We start from the raw sequence: 17,091 nt of genomic DNA, 5'->3' as shown, positions 1-17,091 counted from the left end.
GTCTTCATTAACGCTGATAAGCAATCTGGCCATCAACCAATGTCAGTTGCGTGCCGCCATAAACGGTATCGCCGACAAATGGTGAATTGTGTCCCATTGAAAGAAAGTCTGCAGCTTGAATCTCATACGGTGTTGTTAGCTCAAACACCGCAATATCAGCTGGTTGACCAACTGTTAAACTGCCAGCCTGTTGCAGGCCAAAGACCTTTGCTGGTTGCACCGCCATCCAGTTAACCAGTTGTGCCAAACTGAACGTGCCCGGCTTTACGAACTTCGTATACAGTTCCTGAAAAGCCGTTTCACTGCCTGTGATGCCAAACGGTGCTTGCAGCATCGACTGCGCCTTTTCCGCATCCGTATGCGGCGCGTGATCGGTGGCAATCATGTCGATCGTCCCATCCAACAAGCCTTGAATCAGCGCCTGTCGGTCCGTGTCGCTTCCCAGTGGCGGGTTCATCTTCAGCATGGCATTATCGGTCGTAATTTGATCATCTGACAAGAGTAAATGGTGCGGTGAGACCTCAGCTGTCACATGGACCCCAGCTTGTTTTGCTGCCCGAACGACCTGAATCGTTGCGGCCGAAGAAACGTGGTAATGGACACCCGTTGCTTGTGCTAACACCACGTCACGCGCTACCTGCGCCGTTTCGCTGACGCTTGGGATTCCGGGTAACCCGAGTCGCTGTGACGCTGCGCCTTCGTGCATCACGCCGCCGTGGGTCAGACTATCATCCTCCGCGTGCGCAACCACTGCCATGTCCAACGCAGCAGCCTGTTTCATAGCTTCGTACATGGTTTCACTGGTCTGAACACCGTTGCCATCGTTACTAAACGCGAAGGCGCCGGCCACTTTAAGGCCTTTGAAATCCACCAGTTCGTCACCGCCGCGATCAGTTGTGATGGTCGCATACTGCACGATATGCACTGCGCCATCCTGCTGATTTTTGGCAATTTGTGTCGTGATGCGCTCTGGTGTGTCTGGCGTTGGGATGACATTCGGCATGGCTGCGACGGTCGTAAACCCGCCGTGAGCAGCAGCGAGACTCCCAGTTTTAATTGTTTCCTTATCCGTCTGCCCCGGTTCGCGATAGTGCACGTGGACGTCAACAAGGCCTGGGCTGACGAACAGTCCAGTGGCATCGAAAACAGCGTCCGCGTTGACTTGCGCGTCATCAAGTGACCCAGTGGCAGCAATTTTGTCATTTTCGACTAATATGTCCTGTGTTTTAAGTTGGCCATTGATCAGTAACTGGCCGTTTTTAATCAATCGTTTCATTCTTCTCTTAGCCGCCTAGTCTTCGTCGATCAGGCCGCGGTAACGCAGCATGCTGGCCATGATTGCCATCCGGATGAACACGCCATTGGCCATCTGTGCAAAGATACGAGACCGGTCGCATTCAACCAGCTCATCAGCAATTTCAACGCCGCGATTAACGGGGGCCGGGTGCATGATGATGGCGTGGTCCTGCATACGTGCTTCGCGTTCTGCAGTTAAGCCATAAGCAGCGTTGTACTTCGAAGCGGTAAAGGTGCTGTTTTCTGACGCATCCAAACGTTCGTGCTGAACCCGCAGAAACATCATGACGTCGACCTTTTCAACTAAGTCATCGACGGGCATCCATGTGCCGTATTCAGCAAATTCGTTGTTGAACCATTTTTCAGGTCCGTCAAAGTACACTTCAGCGCCTAACTTGTTCAGCACTTCCATGTTGGACCGGGCAACGCGTGAGTGGGTCAGATCGCCAACGATGGCAACCTTCAAGCCGTCAAAGTGACCAAATTCTTCGTAGATGGTCATCATGTCAAGCAACGATTGTGATGGATGTTCGCCAGAGCCATCCCCGCCGTTCGCGATGCCTAAATGGATGTGTGGGTCGTTAACCAGGTCATTGTAGTATTCATTCTTCCGGTCGCGAATCGCCACAACATCCACCCCTAAGGCCTGGAATGTTTTAACGGTGTCGCTCATCGTTTCGCCCTTGTTCACTGAGCTGTTTGATGGATCAAAGTTGACCACTTGCAGGCCGAGTTTTCGTTCTGCCACTTCAAAACTTGTGTGTGTCCGGGTGCTTGATTCGAAAAATAGGTTGGCTGCGTAGACTGGCCGCTTCAATTGAATCTCTTTACCGGCTTTAAATTGTTGGGCTTCACGGATCATGTCCATGACTTCTTCAGCACTTAACTCTTTCATACTGAGTACGTTTGCGTAACTTAACGGCTTGGTGGTTTCTAGCATAATAGTTCCTCCTAAAATTAAACGCGCCTTGCCATGTTTGCAAAGCGCGCCTTTTAGGAGTCCGTTGTAATGTTCGGATTTTCCTGGACGTTTTGCTCTCACGGGAGACAATTAAATCGTCAATATGAATTAAAAAACCTCTTTACTGCCTGTGAGTAAAGAGGTTGCGAGTCTAGACTTCTGTCCAGTCATAGCCGATCCTTTTTAGCCTCACAGGACTAAATGTTAAAGGTTTAATTGAATTAAAGTATACGCACTATTTTAAAAAATGCAAGGTCGTTTTGCGATGTTTTTGCAGAAATCTGGTTTTGTCTGACTTTACGACATCGTGCGGATGTTAGCTGCGATGTTAAGGTCTCTAGTAAACAGGCTAAGATCAGGTAACAGTCCGTTGCATTCCGCAATTTGGCACGGCGCTGAAGTGGCTCGCGATGAAGCTAATTCGATTTCTGCTGCGCAGCTCTCGAATGGATCTTCATCGTCTCGCACATCAGTAACCGACCAAAGAACGGTCGCCAACTGATGTCGACACCACAGCGCCGTGCCAAATTGCGCCATTCCACTATCGTTGAGCTGTCTTTTTTCTATTAACTAAGCATCGCAATTACATTAACCCTAGTTTGCGGTGAATCCGCCCTCGACTGCTAATCAGATCATTAACAGGTATGCTTCTCACCTTGCTCTAGTTATAGGTCACGATTGATCAACGGGTTTCATGATATTGCTTATGAAGCCTGATCATCTATGCAAACAATTACAAGTATCGTAGTATAGTGGCGCTGGTCGGCATTGCAGGCTGTGGTGTCGGTGCTCGTTAGCGACCGTTTTTGGGTCGGTTACGAACACGGGAGATGTAGGAGTCCCACCTCAGCCTGCAGGACCGACCGGCGCAACGGAGTGGCATATTAGTGCTATTTAAATCATTCAGCCCTACTGCAGTTTCACATCCGCGACAGCCTTCCCCTGTAGCAGGGACAGCAAGAACGCCAAAATGATGATCACCAGTGAGACCAGAAAGGCCGCGTGCATCCCAAAAATAAAGACTTCTGGTTGTTTAGGCAGGTAATTTGTTACGCGAACGCCCGCCTTAACGCTCATTGCTAAAAATAGGGTCGTCGTGGACAGCGCTGTGCCTGAGATCATGCCGATGTTTCTGGCTAGCGCGTTAAGACTACCAGCGCTGCCCAGCTGACTTCGTGGGACGACCGACATCACGATGTCGCTGTTGGGCGATTGAAACAACCCGGTGCCAATTGCCATGACGACCGTGACCGCAACGTAGACCCAGATTGGACTATTGAGGCCAAGGAAAATGTACCCGGATTGACCAATTGCGACGATCAATAGTCCCAACGTTGCCATGCGACTTTGGGAAAAATGGTCCGCCAGATAACCACCAATCGGTCCTGCAAACGTCATGACGATTGGGAAGATGATCAACAGCAATCCCGCTTCACTCGCGGTGAGGTGGCGGGCATCTTCCAGATAAAACGGAATAATGACCACCGTAAAGAAGTTTGACAGAAAAATCAGGACAGCCGCGCCAACCCCATACGTAAACGGTTTGATCTTAAACATTGATAACGGCATTAGCGGCGAATCAGCACGTTTTTCGCTATGAATAAAGCCCCAAAAAGTAACGATAGCAATGGCGTAAAGCACCAGTGGAATTGGCTTGAGGTAGCCGACTTCCTGACCAATAAAAATGGCCACAAAGAAACTTACAATGAGGACCGCAAAGTTTAAGAATCCGGCCCAGTCAATTTTCCCACTGGTCTCAGCAGTTGATTTGGGTAGGACAAACATGCCCAGAATAATAGCGATAAGCCCAATCGGCAAGTTGACCCAGAAAATATAGCCCCACGACAGTTTTGCGAGAATCAAACCGCCGACACCTGGGCCCGCAACGGCACCTAATGCCACGAAGGTGCTAATAAACCCCATCGCACGCCCCCGTTCTTTCAAATCAAAGGTTGCAGTCGTGATGCCATACGTATTTGACAACGTCATGGCCCCGCCTAGTCCTTGAATAATTCGACCGAATAATAAAAACGGAAAGTTGATCTGCAAACCGGACAGAAATGAGCCCATTAAAAAGACGATTGTGCCGATTTTGAAGATCCGAATTTTACCGTACAGATCCCCCAACTTCCCAAAGAATAAGAGGAACGCACTCAACACGATCAAGTATAAGGACACGACCCACTCAATTTGGTTCATGGGAATCTGTAGTTGCTTTGCCATCAACGGCATCGCAACGTTCACAATGCTCGCATCAAGATTAGACATAAACGCAAACAGTCCAATTGAAACTAAGATCCACCATCGGTTTTTCATTTAATTACCCCCAATTCACCCTTTTTGATTAAGAGAATTATAACGCCATAAGCGAGATCACGCTGGGATGCGACTTGCGTAAAATCACACAAGTTAACGGGGTCAACTTATGCTGAACACACAGTCACACATCGTTAAGTGACCCGCAAAACATGGTATACTGGTTTGGACTAAAATCGAAGGGGAATCAGCATGAGCGTCACAAAGATCGGGATTCGCGAACTAATTGAATTTACGTTGAAGGGCGGCGACTTAAACGCCAGTCTCAACAGTACGAACACCGCGTTGGAAGGTGCCCGCATTCACCGTATGTTGCAAAGTCAACGTGGTGAAAACTATCAAAAAGAGTACACCTTGGACTACCCCATTACGCTTGCGGGCCGGGACCTGTTAATTCACGGCCGTGCTGACGGTATTATTTTAAACGGCGATAAGACGGTGATCGAAGAGATCAAGACCTCTGACCTGCCGTTTGAAAAACTCCCCGAAAACACGCTGACCCTATATTGGGGGCAAGCGAAGATGTACGCCTTCATCCTAATGACCGATGAAGGGCTATCTAGTTTGACCCTGCAGCTCACCTACTACCAACGGCCGACCGAACAAGTCACGACTAAGAAAATCACCTATACCTTAGCAGAAGCCACGACCTTTTTTGACGGTGTCACCAAGGAGTATGAAGAATGGTTGCAGTTACGCGCTGATTTACGTGACCAGCGCAACGCCAGCATTGCGCCACTACAGTTTCCGTTCGACCACTACCGTCAGGGCCAACGAGAACTTGCTGTAGCTGTTTATAAAGTGATTCGCTTGCAGCGCGAACTTTTCATCGAAGCGCCGACTGGTACCGGGAAAACGATCTCGACCATTTTTCCTTGTATTAAGGCGATGGGGGAAAACCAGATGCAGCGCCTCTTTTATTTAACGGCCAAGCAGAGTACCCGCCACGTTGCGGAAGAGGCGCTCACACTGTTAGCCAAACAGGATCTGCATCTCAAAAGTATCACGCTGACTGCAAAGGACACCATCACCTTTCCTGAAGAGGCCGACTTAGCGCCGGAGGATAACCCTTACATGGTCGGCTACTATGACCGGCTCAAACCAGCAATGAAGGACGTTTTGGAACACGAAGACGCCATTACGCGAACGACTGTCGAAACTTATGCCCGCGACCATCAACTGGATCCGTTTGAATTTCAATTGGACCTCAGTCTATTTTGTGACGTCATCATTTGTGACTACAACTACCTGTTCGACCCGCAAGTTTATCTCCAGCGATTCTTCGCAGTCGACCACGATGATGATAATTTCTTTTTGGTCGATGAGGCACACAACCTCGTCAACCGGGCTCGGGATATGTATTCTACTGAACTGTCACTAGCCGGACTGCAAGACCTCATTGATCTATCCAAGGCTCAGGAAGGTAAAAGCACGCCATTACTTTCCGCCTTTCGCAAACTCCGCAAGGCCTTCTTTACCTTTAGTGGACCAACGATGGCCAAGCCAACGCATGAGAGCGTGTTTAACAGTCCAGCCGATGACTTCAACAAGGCTGTCGACAAACTTTCTGGGACCATCAGTGATTGGTTGGCGGATGAGCAGCCGCAAAACGACTTTACCGAAGCCGTTTTAAACTACTACTTTGCCTGTTTAAGTTACCTCAAAATAGCTGACTTTTATGATGATACGTTCCGAACGCGAATCATGATCGGTGACGACGAAAACCGTGATATCGTGTTCAAACAGCTATGTCTTGACCCCAGTGCTTTTCTACGGGATTCCCTCTTGAAGGGCTGCGGGGCAGTCCTGTTTTCCGCCACGTTCTCGCCGTTATCTTATTACCAGCGGGTTCTTGGCGGCGACACGGATAGTCTGTGCTACCAGCTACCGTCCCCCTTCCCGCCGAAGCACCAGGCCATTTTAATTGCCAACTATATTGATACCACCTATCGCAATCGGGAGGCCAGTCTGCCCGACATCGTCGCCAGCATTCACACAATGGTGGCCCAAAAAACGGGGAATTACCTTGTCTTTCTCCCGTCGTACAGCTACCTGAATACCGTTTTACAGGTCTTTCAAACAGCCTTTCCCGACGTCAAAACAATTGCGCAAACGACCGCCATGGATGAGTACACTCGGCGTGATTTTCTGGCCGCGTTTGATGATGATCCAGACGAAACGTTGGTTGGATTTGCGATTCTTGGCGGTATTTTTTCTGAGGGCATTGACCTGACCGCTGACCGCTTGATCGGCGTCGGCATCGTGTCCGTTGGTCTGCCGGGAATCAGTACGGAAAACGACCTGCTGCGGGACTACTTCGACCTGCAGGATGAACCCGGCTTCGAATACGCGTATCAGTTACCCGGCTTAAACCACGTGCTTCAGGCCGCTGGGCGCCTAATTCGGACCGTCCACGACCACGGGGTGATTCTCCTGATGGACCGTCGTTTCAGTGCCGGCAGGTATACCCGCTACTTCCCGCCGCACTGGCAATTTCATCGTACGTTGTATCAACAAGACGACCTCGCACCCACGATCCAACAATTCTGGCAAATGATCGACGCTGAAACGGAGGCTGAAAATGAAGACCAAACTCACGCTTGAAATGGAACGCACGCTTTATCAATACTGCCGTGACGCCGGTTGTGTCGCCGTCGAGGAAGTGACGATGCCGGATGACCAGGGCATCGTTGACACCCTCAGTTACCAGCGTCAGGCAGACGGTCATGTCGAATGGCGCTGTTACGAACTCAAAGTCACTAAGAGTGATTTCCACTCAAAAGCAAAATTATCGTTCATCGGCCACTATAACTACTTTGTGCTGCCGCTTAAACTCTATCGGGAGGTCGCTGACGAGATTCCCGAACGCATCGGGGTGTTGTCCTATCAACCCTATGACGCAGAACGCCTCGCTGCAGAGGACGAACCCGTTACGGTACCCGGTTACTTTACCGTTGAACGCAAACCACGTTACCAAGACCTGCAATTAGATGAATCCGCGCTGACCGATCATTTTGTGCACTCCCTGGCGCGCGAAGTCGGCAAGGCGAAGCGCATGGACACTGGCATCGCACAGTATCCAACCGAAAAACTCTATAACGAGCTTAAAAAACGGCATCAGCACTACGATATCTACGATCCAGAAGCGAATTTTTATGACCGGTTCATCGACGAGACGCAATCTACGGCCGTCACCGCATTACAGGAAGAAATCGACGCGTTGAACCTGGAGATTGCCCAGTTACAGGCTGATTTACTCAAGAGGGCGACGCCATGATCTACTACCCCTACTTTCGCGGTCGACAGTTCGATCTGCGGGCACTCACACAGTTTGCCGCGACCGACTACGCCGATATCGTGCCAGTGATCGAACCTGTCAAGGATCTCAACGCCCTCCCGAAAACGATTGCCGCCTTCACAACTGCTAACCGTCCACTTGCTATCATTCAAAATCCCCAGGTCGGGCATTACCAGTATCAGGCCCAGCAACGTTACCCAATCAACGCGGTGCTTGACGCAGTGAACATTGTGCCGGCGTTTGTGCTGACACCATTGCTGCCGCCAGAAACCCTTGCCGCAAACCCGCGAGCGCTCATTATCGTGCAACACTTTGATGATTTAAGACTGTTTATCCAGCGTGGCTGGTTGCCCGAAACAGCGCCCCTGTTAGCCCCGCCAGAAGCACGCACGCGCCAGCTGTTGCAGGGCCGTCAATTTGGCCATATATTTGACCATTTTCCGTTTCCGGAACACAGCGCTGATTTTGAAAACATGACGGACAGTTTTTATGCCGACGACATCACGTTTGCCCACCAATATGGTGAGACCGGCTTTAGCGACTTTCTGACCCTCGGCCACACCTACTCGGAACAGGGACACCCCAGCCGAGCGGTCACGCTGCACCTCACCTATCTTAAGGATGCGCAGGTACGCGTTCGCCACTTTGTGTCCGATCAACATGCCGATTTTTCGCACCCGAAAGAAAAATTTTTTGAAGCGTTAGACAAAGCTGTCGAGTGGATTTCAGACCAACCAGAAGAAAATCTGACAACAACCACCACCCGGTTGATTGCCTTACAGACAACGCATAAATTCCCTGGCATGGGGATTTTAAAGCAGCTCATGATTGAACATCATTTAGCAATCATGTCACGGTATCTCCACCTCAGAAAAAACGGTTAAGACGCTATTGTTTGGCGTCTTTTTTGTGTCGGTTGTCACACCACCCACTGACTGCACCTTGCCCGTTCAGTAATCTATGCTAAAATAACGGTCAGAGGTTATTTGAACAATGAAATTATCGGAAAAACTAAAATACTGCCGCACCAAGGCGAATTTGACTCAGGGAGAGGTTTCGGACCTGATTCACGTGTCCCGTAAAACCATCTCAGGTTGGGAAAACGACCGGAGTTTTCCAGACATCAACGGGCTGGTCGCGTTAAGTGATCTGTACCACGTCTCCGTTGATGACCTGGTGCGCGACGATCGTTTGCTTGAGCACTACGCCAATGAGGCCAAGCACACCAAACGTGAACAGCGCGTTTTAACCTACGCGTACTATATCAATATCATCATGTGGCTGGTTAGTTATCTCAATTTATTTCACCCACACGGGTTTCACACCATCCTGATTCCCTTCATCATGGTCATCAACGAGGTTGTTTTTATGACCTACTTCAACGACTGGCAACGATTTGCCGGACGCCGGTGGCTTGGATGGTTAGCCATCATCGTGTTTGCGGCCGTTTTCGCACTCCACGTTTACCTCAATTTACTCACGCCAACGATCATTACCTGGCACCATCTGCATAATTACAGCTTCCTGAACGGATTGTTCTTAGGACGCTACATCTTAATTGCGCTGATCAGTATTGGCATTGAGATCATGGTATTCTTTAAACCATCGGGTACGACACACGATGACTGACTGTACTCAAACGCATGTTTTAAGGCCGCTAGTACATCACTTTAGGACAAGCGCGTTCAAAAAAGAACCCGGGAATTTAGCATTCCCAGGTCCTTTTTAGTGTGCCATCATAACAATAATAATTTCACGATACCTGCTGCAAGCGTTAGGCCAACGATCCATAAATTCAGATCCGCTAACCGGCCAGCATTTTTAGTCGAAGGAAAGACAATGAAGTGGCCGCTCAGCACAACCAAACTCGTGAACATCAGCATGCCATAGACGGCATTTGAGGTACTGACCAGCAGTGCGAAGAAGTTAACAATGTTGAGCATCACGACCAAGAATTGGCCCTCCGTGATTCGGTGTTCTCGTGCTACCAACTGTAAATTCAGACGATTCATCATTATCAATCACTCCCATCGGTTTTCTTTAATTTCCATGATTATTGTAACGCACTAGTGCCCGAAATACAGGGGTTTTGAAGAGGCTTTATCAACTTCTAATATTGCCATAACTGAATCGAGTAGGAGGTAATTGATTAATTCAATTACCGACCTCTCACACCACCGTACGTACGGTTCCGTATACGGCGGTTCAATAATTTAAGCACTTTGTATTGACTGGAGTGTCTTGCTCATATTGATGAGTCCAAGGCGTTCCAGTCTTTTGTTTGTCAGAGTATAGGTCAATGTCTTGCTATGCGCAGTTCGCCAATAACCCTTACGGGTATTGGCCATTGTATAAGCACTGGTGCCAGAAAGCCCCAGTTTTACAAGATGATTGACCTTTGTTTTGAGCTTCTTCCACTGTTTCCAAATATACTGGCGAATCCTTGCTCGCAACCATTCGTCTAAGTGACGGATAAAATTGGTCATTTTCCCGACCGAATAGTACTGTAACCACCCACGCATCTTTTGATGAATCTCGTTAAACACCAGGTTTAACGAAACGCCCCGATTGCGCTTGGTCATTTTCCTGAGTGCAGACTTGATGCGTTGCTTGGCCTGCCAAGCAGGTCGCGCATACGCACCTCCTCGACCAACCCCCAAGGAAAATCCCAGGAACTTGGCCCGCAGAGGCGAACTTACTGATGTCTTGTCCTCATTGACGGTGACCTTTAGGTCGCCTTCAAGAAAGCGAGTAACATTAGTCAGAACCCGTTCTCCAGCACGTTTGCTTCGGACATAAATATTACAATCGTCCGCATAGCGGACAAACTTATGACCTCTGGAAGTTAACAGCTTATCCAGTTCGTTGAGATAAATGTTAGCCAAAAGTGGCGATAAGGGGCCACCTTGAGGGGTGCCTTTATCACTTCGTTCAAATAGACCACCATTCATGACACCGCTGGTTAGGAAGCGACGAATGAGATGCAGTATCCATGGATCCGTAATATACTGCTCAATAAATTTAATAAGCAGATCGTGGTTGACCGTATCGAAGTATGCTTTTAAATCGAGATCCACGACATAGTGATAGCCCTGATTGTAGAACTGAACCACTCTATCAATGGCATCTTTAGCACTTCGATTCGGTCGGAACCCAAAACTATTATCTGAGAAGACACGCTCAAATGTTGGCACCATGACTTGCGCCATGGCTTGTTGAACAAGTCGGTCAATCACAGTTGGTATTCCGAGCTTGCGTTTACCACCATTAGGTTTTGGAATTTCAACCCGCTTAACGGGACGAGGCCGATAGGTCTCGTTTTGTAAAGCTTGCAGTAATTCCTGTTTATGTTTCCTCAAGTAGGGCAACAGTTCGTCAACGGTCATTCCGTCTAGTCCTGCTGCACCTTTGTTTCTGCAGACGCGAAGATAAGCCTCGTTCAGGTTATTTCGGTCTAAGACTAACTCTTGAAACTTAGTGCCGTTCATCATCGTATTTTCACCAGAGTCAGTGCTACGCACCCCGACTTGTTCTTGGGCTTCCAGTCCTACTGTCCGCCGGCGGTCAGCTTTTTCTGTATTCTGCGGTTGTTGCACTGTCTCCACCTCCAATATCAATGATGACCTATTATTGTTCAGCCCTTCGTGGCAGATACCACTACTATGGCCTCGGCTGACTCCTGTATCGTTCTGCACCACATCACTGCGATGTTTGTTCCTGTGGCGCTTAGCGCGCCTCTTGTCGGGAACGTACGATACAGGCCTCCCCGGGTAAGAACGCCCACTTTCGTACCATGTCATTGCCAGCTTTACTGCGATGGCCTCGAGTAGTATTGGACTTTGGTTTGTTTGGCAACCTCGTCCGACCAACACAGCCTTATAGCTGATTCTTGTACATCAATGCGGTACTTTGTCGCCGACTTCCTTCAGATTCCACCTCACGATGGACACCCTTGTCATTGACTTGCGGTTCCGACTACTACGGCCCGCAACGGACTTTCACCGTCTAGTTGGCGCCCATGCCGGGCGCACCAAAAAGGAAACCCTTTCATAGCGCGGTTTTCAAAATGAGACCGCTTATTGATTTCTTAAAGTATGGTCGTACAAGCAGTGCCTACGTAGCCATTTTGTTGCTGTCATTTTGTGATGTGATTATCAAAGAAATGGTTGCAATCGTTTTCAGGGTATGATAAAGTATTTCTCGTTGATGATTTAGGTAAAACGATTTACATATGCTGTTTACTGCTCGATCATCGCTATAGTTCCCAACATTGAAAGGATGACCATCGTGAAAAAGACCACCGTTATTAATTCTGAATTATCCGCCGTTATCGCTGGCATGGGCCACATGGATTGGCTCAGCATCGGTGACGCCGGTATGCCCGTCCCAATGGGTACCAAGAAGATCGATCTAGCCCTGACCAAGAACTTACCGAGCTTTATTGACGTACTCAAGAACATTCTCAGTGAGCTGGAAGTTCAAAAGATCTACCTCGCTGATGAGATCAAAACACAAAATCCTAAACAATTGACTGCGATCAAGGCGCTGTTACCTGACGTTGAGGTTGCGTTCATGCCCCACACCGACTTAAAAAAGAATCTGGCCAACACCCACGCATTTGTTCGGACGGGTGAAATGACCCCCTTCTCAAACATCATTTTAGAATCCGGTGTCACCTTCTAAATTTTCATTAGTAAAACGTTTTATGCACAATTTCAATTACGACTAAAGGAGTCCTTAATTCTCATGGAACAAACAGCCGAAAAACACCATAGTTGGACCCAACTTTCAGATGGGTACCTCAGCAAAACCCCTGTTTTCCAGTTTTTATTGGTTTCATTGATCTTCCCACTCTGGGGCGCAGCCGCTAGTCTAAACGACATCTTGATCACCCAATTTAAAACGGTGTTTCAGCTCAACGATGCCGCAACAGCCTTCGTGCAAAGCGCTTTTTATGGCGGGTATTTCTTGATTGCTATCCCCGCATCACTCATTATCAAGAAGAACAGCTATAAATTTGCCATTATGACCGGTTTAATTTTTTACATTATTGGCTGTGCAACCTTCTTTCCAGCGTCACACGTCGCCACTTACAGCATGTTTCTGGTTGCCATTTTCGCCATCGCGGTGGGACTGAGCTTCCTCGAAACCTCTTGTGACACGTACAGCTCAATGCTTGGCCCGAAACAGTACGCCACGATTCGGTTGAACTTTTCTCAAACCCTGGTTCCACTTGGTGACATCGCCGGGATCCTGCTAGGGAAGTACCTGATTTTTGGGTCCGTTGGCAACCTCTCTGAAAAAATGGCCACCATGCACGGTGCTGCACGGTTAGCTTACGGGGAACAAATGCTGCAAATGACGCTTCGGCCATACAAGTACATTTTGATCGTGTTGTTAGTGATGCTGGTCATCTTTGCCCTGGTCCCAATGCCTCGCGCGAAAGCCACTGCTGAAACAACTTCAGGCACTGAAGTCGCTGAAGAAGAAAAACCAAGTTTGAAGGAAACTGTCGCCTACCTTTGGCACAACAAAAACTTCAAAAAAGGCGTCTTCACGCAACTGATCTACGCCGGCTTGCAAACAACGGTCTGGTCATTTACGATTCGTTTAGCCCTGAACCTTAACCACAACATTACCGATAGTGCGGCTTCAACGTTCATGATCTACAGTTATGTTGCTTGGTTTATCGGTAAGCTGGTCGCCAACTTCTTCATGAGTCGCTTTTCGATTACTTGTACGCTGACTGGATTTTCACTACTCGGCGTCGTCAGTCTGATCATCACGTTCACCGTGCCGAACATGACGGCCGTGTACGCCGCCATCATGACCAGCTTCTTCTTCGGTCCCGAATGGCCAACGATCTACACGCATACGCTCGATCAAGTTAAGGAAAAGAAATATACCGAAACGGCTGGTGCCATTATTGTAATGGCACTGATTGGTGGGGCTATCATGCCTGCTTTGCAAGGAGTTGTGTCAGATGTGACCGGCTCAATGCAATTCTCATTCATCGTGCCCGCGCTTTGCTACCTCTATATTACCGTTTACTTCTTCTTAGAGTATCGTTATGAGAAGAAACATCCGGAAGAACTGCAGGAACATTAGTTAGAGGCTTTAAATTTTTAGGACAGTAAAATACCAAGGCTTGGGGGTTCCCCCTTGCCTTGGTATTTTTTTGGGTTTAAAAATGATACTTTGTTAAATGGTAGTATAGATTTGAACTCTGCACTGTCAACCAATCTCGCAAGAGTGCTGTACCAGAGATTAGGTGCGCTTAATAATCGGTATAAAAAAACCGCGTTTATTTTAGATTGTTTCTTCTATTGTCTTGTTTGGCAACCGTGCCGAAACACGTTTCGGAAAACAGAAAGCTGCATGTAAGCCAACTCTGGTAAAAATGCCAAGTTCGGGCATTTCTATGTGGTTCTCTGTCCTTAAGCCGAAACGCGTTTCGGAAAACAGAAAGCTGCATGTAAGCCAACTCTGGTAAAAATGCCAAGTTCGGGCATTTCTACCAGAGTTGGCTTACACTCCGCTTCCTACCGTTTTCCTCCACGCTCTAATACTCGAACTTCACACAAACCCCTTCCGGCACCTGCACATCCTTTTGCACCACCGTCAGTTTGCCTGATGCGGCGTCTCGGCTGTACAACGTTGCGTTGTCTGTATTCTGGTTGACCAGCACGATAAAGGATTCATCGCTGTTGAAGTTGAAATCCCGTGGGAAATCACCTTCCGCTGGCGTTTGGTCGATGAGTTTCACACTGCCATCAGATTGAATTGCCAACGTTGCCAGTGAGTTGAAGCCCCGGTTTGAGACGTAGACGTACTTGTGGTCGCTAGTGATACGAATCGCTGCGGCTCCGTTGTGTTCTGTCCATGTGTCTGGAATCGTTTTGATTGTTTGATCAAGACTAAAGCTTCCTGTTTGCCGATCATAGTCCAGCACTGATACCTTGCTTGAAAGTTCACCGGCTAAATATGCCTTATCCGTTTCTGGGTTGAAGACAATGTGCCGTGGGCCAAAGCCGTCCTCACAGCTAAAGCGGGAAACTTCTGTCAGCTTACCGGCATCGGTCACGTCGTAAACGTACACAGTGTCATTTCCAAGATCACAAACAACGATGCGGTTGTCCGGCGTCAGATCAGCAAAATGCGGGTGTGGGCCATCCTGTTGTTCAGGACGCGGACCATTACCTGTATGTTGCGCTTGATCCGTCTGGGTCAGCGTACCGTCTGCCGCAATTTTGTACACCGTTACAACGCCCATGTGGTAGTTCGCAGTATAAACAAGTTGACGCGCTTCATCCACCGTGACGTAGGCTGGTGAAGTCCCATCCGCTAAGTATTTTCCAATTTCCGTAAATGGACGGGTGCTGGCGTCAAACGCCTTTAACCCGCCAATTTTCTTGCCATCAGCAGATTCAGCATCAATTGCGTAAACCTTGTTGGCTTTAGATTGGACTAAGTACGTTGGGTTCCCTGACCGGCCAACCAGCGTCAAGTTTTGTAATTTTTTGGTGTCAGTATCTAATTCAAGTTCATAGAGGCCTTCGCTGTTTTTATGGGTATAAGTTCCGACTAGAAGCTTTTCAATCATCGTCATCGATCTCCTATTTTTACAAGTTTGTTAACCCTTTCATTATATCATAAACCATGAAAGCGACATGAATTAATCATTTAAGTTACATTTTTACACAGATGTGGTACACTAACTTTTATCGTACTTTTAGTAAGGAAGGAAGGAGCCGACAATTTTGGCTCAATTTGAAAGATATCATCCCATTATGACCGCCCACTACCAGCTGGATTGGCTGACCCAGTTTAAGCTGACGGATATTAACCAGTTGCGCCAGCAGACCCATGCTGGTGAGACAGTGGTTGAGACGGCTGATTACGTGAACCGGCAAATGAGCACGGTGATGCAAAACCAGGCGCTGATCTGGGGCATTCAGGATAAGGCCCGCCAACAGTTTGACGGTATTATTGGCCTGACCCAGTTAAACGATACCCCGGATACAGCCACGTTACTGTTGAACTTAACGCCGGATGCTGATGCTGCGCAGGTGGTGCGTGAATTAGGCGACCACACCGCTGCATTTGCTGACAAGGAATTACATCGTCAAACGCTGATTAGTTCAGCTGACGACCCATTAAAATCCCTGCTTATACAGAACGGATTTGCACTAAATGGCACAACGTTGCAGCGAACTGTTGATTAAATTAACGTTAAATAGTCTAAATTAATTAAAAATACGATTAATTTGGAATAATCTTAAAAAAGCATCTGTTATATTGGAATTATTCTAACATCTGACTTATGATGGTGTTAATAATAATTCAAAGGAGGAACCGCATTTGGCAGACGAAGCCCTTGATACTGCGCTGAAGACCTTACGGGACAAACATGTCCGTATCACGCCACAACGCAAACTCATCTTAAATTACCTGATTACGCACCATAACCACCCGGCTGTGGAAGTCATTTATCAAGAACTGGCTCCACAAATGAGTAGTTTGAGTCTGTCAACCATTTACAACACGCTCAATCTGTTTGTGGAGATGGGGATCGTTATTGAAATTCCAAATGAGAACGGCGGTGTCCGCTACGACTTCTTTGGTAGCCCCCATTATCACGCTATCTGTGAGAACTGTGGGAAAGTAACCGATATTTTCGACCCTAACTTTCCAAAAATTAAAGAAATGATTCAGACCGAAGCCGCGCGTCAGTCTGGGTATAAGATCACCAGCAGCCACATTGAAGTTTATGGCCTGTGTGATGAGTGCCAAGCAAAACTGGCGAAGGAAGCACCTGATGATAGTGTTGCGGCTAAGGCACTATAGGTTTGTTTTCGATTAGCACCGTAGTTATTGTTACCTTTAAGGGGTGACTTGGCTGGGTGCTTTTTTTGTGTTTTTTAGGCTTCTGCTTTTCTCGACTATATTACCGAAACTCCTGAAGGGCAAAGAGCTGTACGTAAGGGGAGGCTGTTGTGGGTATTTTTTATAGGGTTGTTTTGGCTTCTGGTTTTCTCTGCTATATAGCCGAAACGCGCTCCCTAAGGGCAAAGAGCTGCACGCAAGGGGACTTTGTCAAAAAGCCAGGTTCGGGCTGTTGTGGGTATTTTTTTCAGGGTTGTTTTGGCTTCTGACTTTCTCCGTTATATAGCCGAAACGCGCTCCCGAAGGGCAAAGAGCTGCACGTAAGGGGACTTTG

Annotated in this window: 14 protein-coding genes; 8 read left to right on the top strand and 6 right to left on the bottom strand. The window is 48.1% G+C overall.

Annotated features, from left to right (window positions below; translation table 11 throughout):
- Positions 1-7: 7 nt before the first annotated feature.
- The 3 genes from AYR61_RS08080 to AYR61_RS08070 all read right to left on the bottom strand — a co-directional run bounded on the left by AYR61_RS08080 (position 8) and on the right by AYR61_RS08070 (position 4,573).
- On the bottom strand, positions 8-1,276 hold the full coding sequence (locus tag AYR61_RS08080; protein WP_065902559.1) for a dihydroorotase: 1,269 nt from the start codon (positions 1,274-1,276) through the stop codon (positions 8-10).
- Between the two features lie 15 nt (positions 1,277-1,291).
- Positions 1,292-2,236 (bottom strand): aspartate carbamoyltransferase catalytic subunit, encoded by a 945-nt coding sequence (locus AYR61_RS08075; RefSeq protein WP_065902552.1) that lies wholly within the window; start codon positions 2,234-2,236, stop codon positions 1,292-1,294.
- A 930-nt stretch (positions 2,237-3,166) separates the two neighbouring features.
- On the bottom strand, positions 3,167-4,573 hold the full coding sequence (locus tag AYR61_RS08070; protein WP_054710139.1) for an MFS transporter: 1,407 nt from the start codon (positions 4,571-4,573) through the stop codon (positions 3,167-3,169).
- A 192-nt stretch (positions 4,574-4,765) separates the two neighbouring features.
- Here AYR61_RS08070 and AYR61_RS08065 point away from each other — a divergent pair, with 192 nt between their 5' ends.
- The 4 genes from AYR61_RS08065 to AYR61_RS08050 all read left to right on the top strand — a co-directional run bounded on the left by AYR61_RS08065 (position 4,766) and on the right by AYR61_RS08050 (position 9,500).
- Positions 4,766-7,177: an ATP-dependent DNA helicase gene (locus tag AYR61_RS08065; protein WP_065902548.1), complete on the top strand. Its 2,412-nt coding sequence runs from the start codon at positions 4,766-4,768 to the stop codon at positions 7,175-7,177.
- The gene (locus AYR61_RS08060; RefSeq protein ID WP_056987937.1) at positions 7,155-7,850 is read left to right on the top strand and encodes a hypothetical protein; all 696 of its coding nucleotides are present in this window, start codon (positions 7,155-7,157) and stop codon (positions 7,848-7,850) included. The genes AYR61_RS08065 and AYR61_RS08060 overlap by 23 nt, the downstream gene beginning before the upstream one ends.
- The gene (locus AYR61_RS08055; protein ID WP_056987936.1) at positions 7,847-8,755 is read left to right on the top strand and encodes a sce7725 family protein; all 909 of its coding nucleotides are present in this window, start codon (positions 7,847-7,849) and stop codon (positions 8,753-8,755) included. Before AYR61_RS08060 ends, AYR61_RS08055 begins: the two co-directional genes overlap by 4 nt.
- Before the next feature lie 109 nt (positions 8,756-8,864).
- Entirely contained in the window at positions 8,865-9,500 is a 636-nt protein-coding gene (locus AYR61_RS08050; protein ID WP_065902546.1) for a helix-turn-helix transcriptional regulator, read from the top strand.
- A 107-nt stretch (positions 9,501-9,607) separates the two neighbouring features.
- On the opposite strand, the gene AYR61_RS08045 is transcribed toward AYR61_RS08050, so the two are convergent.
- Together AYR61_RS08045 and ltrA are read right to left on the bottom strand one after the other, a co-directional pair.
- Positions 9,608-9,886 carry a hypothetical protein gene (locus AYR61_RS08045; protein WP_054710131.1) on the bottom strand — a complete coding sequence of 93 codons (279 nt, stop codon included), beginning with the start codon at positions 9,884-9,886 and terminating at the stop codon, positions 9,608-9,610.
- A 198-nt stretch (positions 9,887-10,084) separates the two neighbouring features.
- Positions 10,085-11,467: a group II intron reverse transcriptase/maturase gene (gene ltrA / locus AYR61_RS08040; protein ID WP_065900954.1), complete on the bottom strand. Its 1,383-nt coding sequence runs from the start codon at positions 11,465-11,467 to the stop codon at positions 10,085-10,087.
- A gap of 691 nt (positions 11,468-12,158) precedes the next feature.
- Between ltrA and rbsD the strand changes: the two genes are divergently transcribed.
- Positions 12,159-12,554 (top strand): D-ribose pyranase, encoded by a 396-nt coding sequence (gene rbsD, locus AYR61_RS08035; protein WP_054710127.1) that lies wholly within the window; start codon positions 12,159-12,161, stop codon positions 12,552-12,554.
- Between the two features lie 63 nt (positions 12,555-12,617).
- Positions 12,618-13,979, top strand: a complete 1,362-nt coding sequence (fucP, locus tag AYR61_RS08030) for an L-fucose:H+ symporter permease (protein WP_054710124.1) — start codon at positions 12,618-12,620, stop codon at positions 13,977-13,979.
- A 454-nt stretch (positions 13,980-14,433) separates the two neighbouring features.
- Here the strand turns inward: fucP and AYR61_RS08025 are convergent, their stop codons facing one another.
- Positions 14,434-15,474: a lactonase family protein gene (locus AYR61_RS08025; RefSeq protein ID WP_054712299.1), complete on the bottom strand. Its 1,041-nt coding sequence runs from the start codon at positions 15,472-15,474 to the stop codon at positions 14,434-14,436.
- A gap of 157 nt (positions 15,475-15,631) precedes the next feature.
- On the opposite strand from AYR61_RS08025, the gene AYR61_RS08020 reads away from it, so the two are divergent.
- Together AYR61_RS08020 and AYR61_RS08015 are read left to right on the top strand one after the other, a co-directional pair.
- Complete coding sequence (locus AYR61_RS08020) at positions 15,632-16,096, top strand: hypothetical protein (RefSeq protein WP_054712297.1); 465 nt, start codon at positions 15,632-15,634, stop codon at positions 16,094-16,096.
- Between the two features lie 136 nt (positions 16,097-16,232).
- Positions 16,233-16,718 (top strand): Fur family transcriptional regulator, encoded by a 486-nt coding sequence (locus AYR61_RS08015; RefSeq protein ID WP_054712294.1) that lies wholly within the window; start codon positions 16,233-16,235, stop codon positions 16,716-16,718.
- Positions 16,719-17,091: the final 373 nt, after the last annotated feature.

Source organism: Secundilactobacillus paracollinoides, assembly GCF_001702155.1.
Classification (GTDB): Bacteria; Bacillota; Bacilli; order Lactobacillales; family Lactobacillaceae; genus Secundilactobacillus; species Secundilactobacillus paracollinoides.
Note: the sequence above shows the minus strand (reverse complement) of the source record. Positions and strands in the feature narration are given on the sequence as shown.

Bases quoted from the DNA above. Each gene is read 5' to 3' on its own strand.
- fucP (WP_054710124.1), top strand. From the start codon at position 12,618: ATGGAACAAACAGCCGAAAAACACCATAGTTGGACCCAACTTTCAGAT.
- AYR61_RS08080 (WP_065902559.1), bottom strand. From the start codon at position 1,276: ATGAAACGATTGATTAAAAACGGCCAGTTACTGATCAATGGCCAACTT.
- AYR61_RS08050 (WP_065902546.1), top strand. From the start codon at position 8,865: ATGAAATTATCGGAAAAACTAAAATACTGCCGCACCAAGGCGAATTTG.
- AYR61_RS08045 (WP_054710131.1), bottom strand. From the start codon at position 9,886: ATGATGAATCGTCTGAATTTACAGTTGGTAGCACGAGAACACCGAATC.
- AYR61_RS08060 (WP_056987937.1), top strand. From the start codon at position 7,155: ATGAAGACCAAACTCACGCTTGAAATGGAACGCACGCTTTATCAATAC.
- AYR61_RS08075 (WP_065902552.1), bottom strand. From the start codon at position 2,236: ATGCTAGAAACCACCAAGCCGTTAAGTTACGCAAACGTACTCAGTATG.
- AYR61_RS08055 (WP_056987936.1), top strand. From the start codon at position 7,847: ATGATCTACTACCCCTACTTTCGCGGTCGACAGTTCGATCTGCGGGCA.
- AYR61_RS08065 (WP_065902548.1), top strand. From the start codon at position 4,766: ATGAGCGTCACAAAGATCGGGATTCGCGAACTAATTGAATTTACGTTG.
- AYR61_RS08070 (WP_054710139.1), bottom strand. From the start codon at position 4,573: ATGAAAAACCGATGGTGGATCTTAGTTTCAATTGGACTGTTTGCGTTT.
- AYR61_RS08025 (WP_054712299.1), bottom strand. From the start codon at position 15,474: ATGATTGAAAAGCTTCTAGTCGGAACTTATACCCATAAAAACAGCGAA.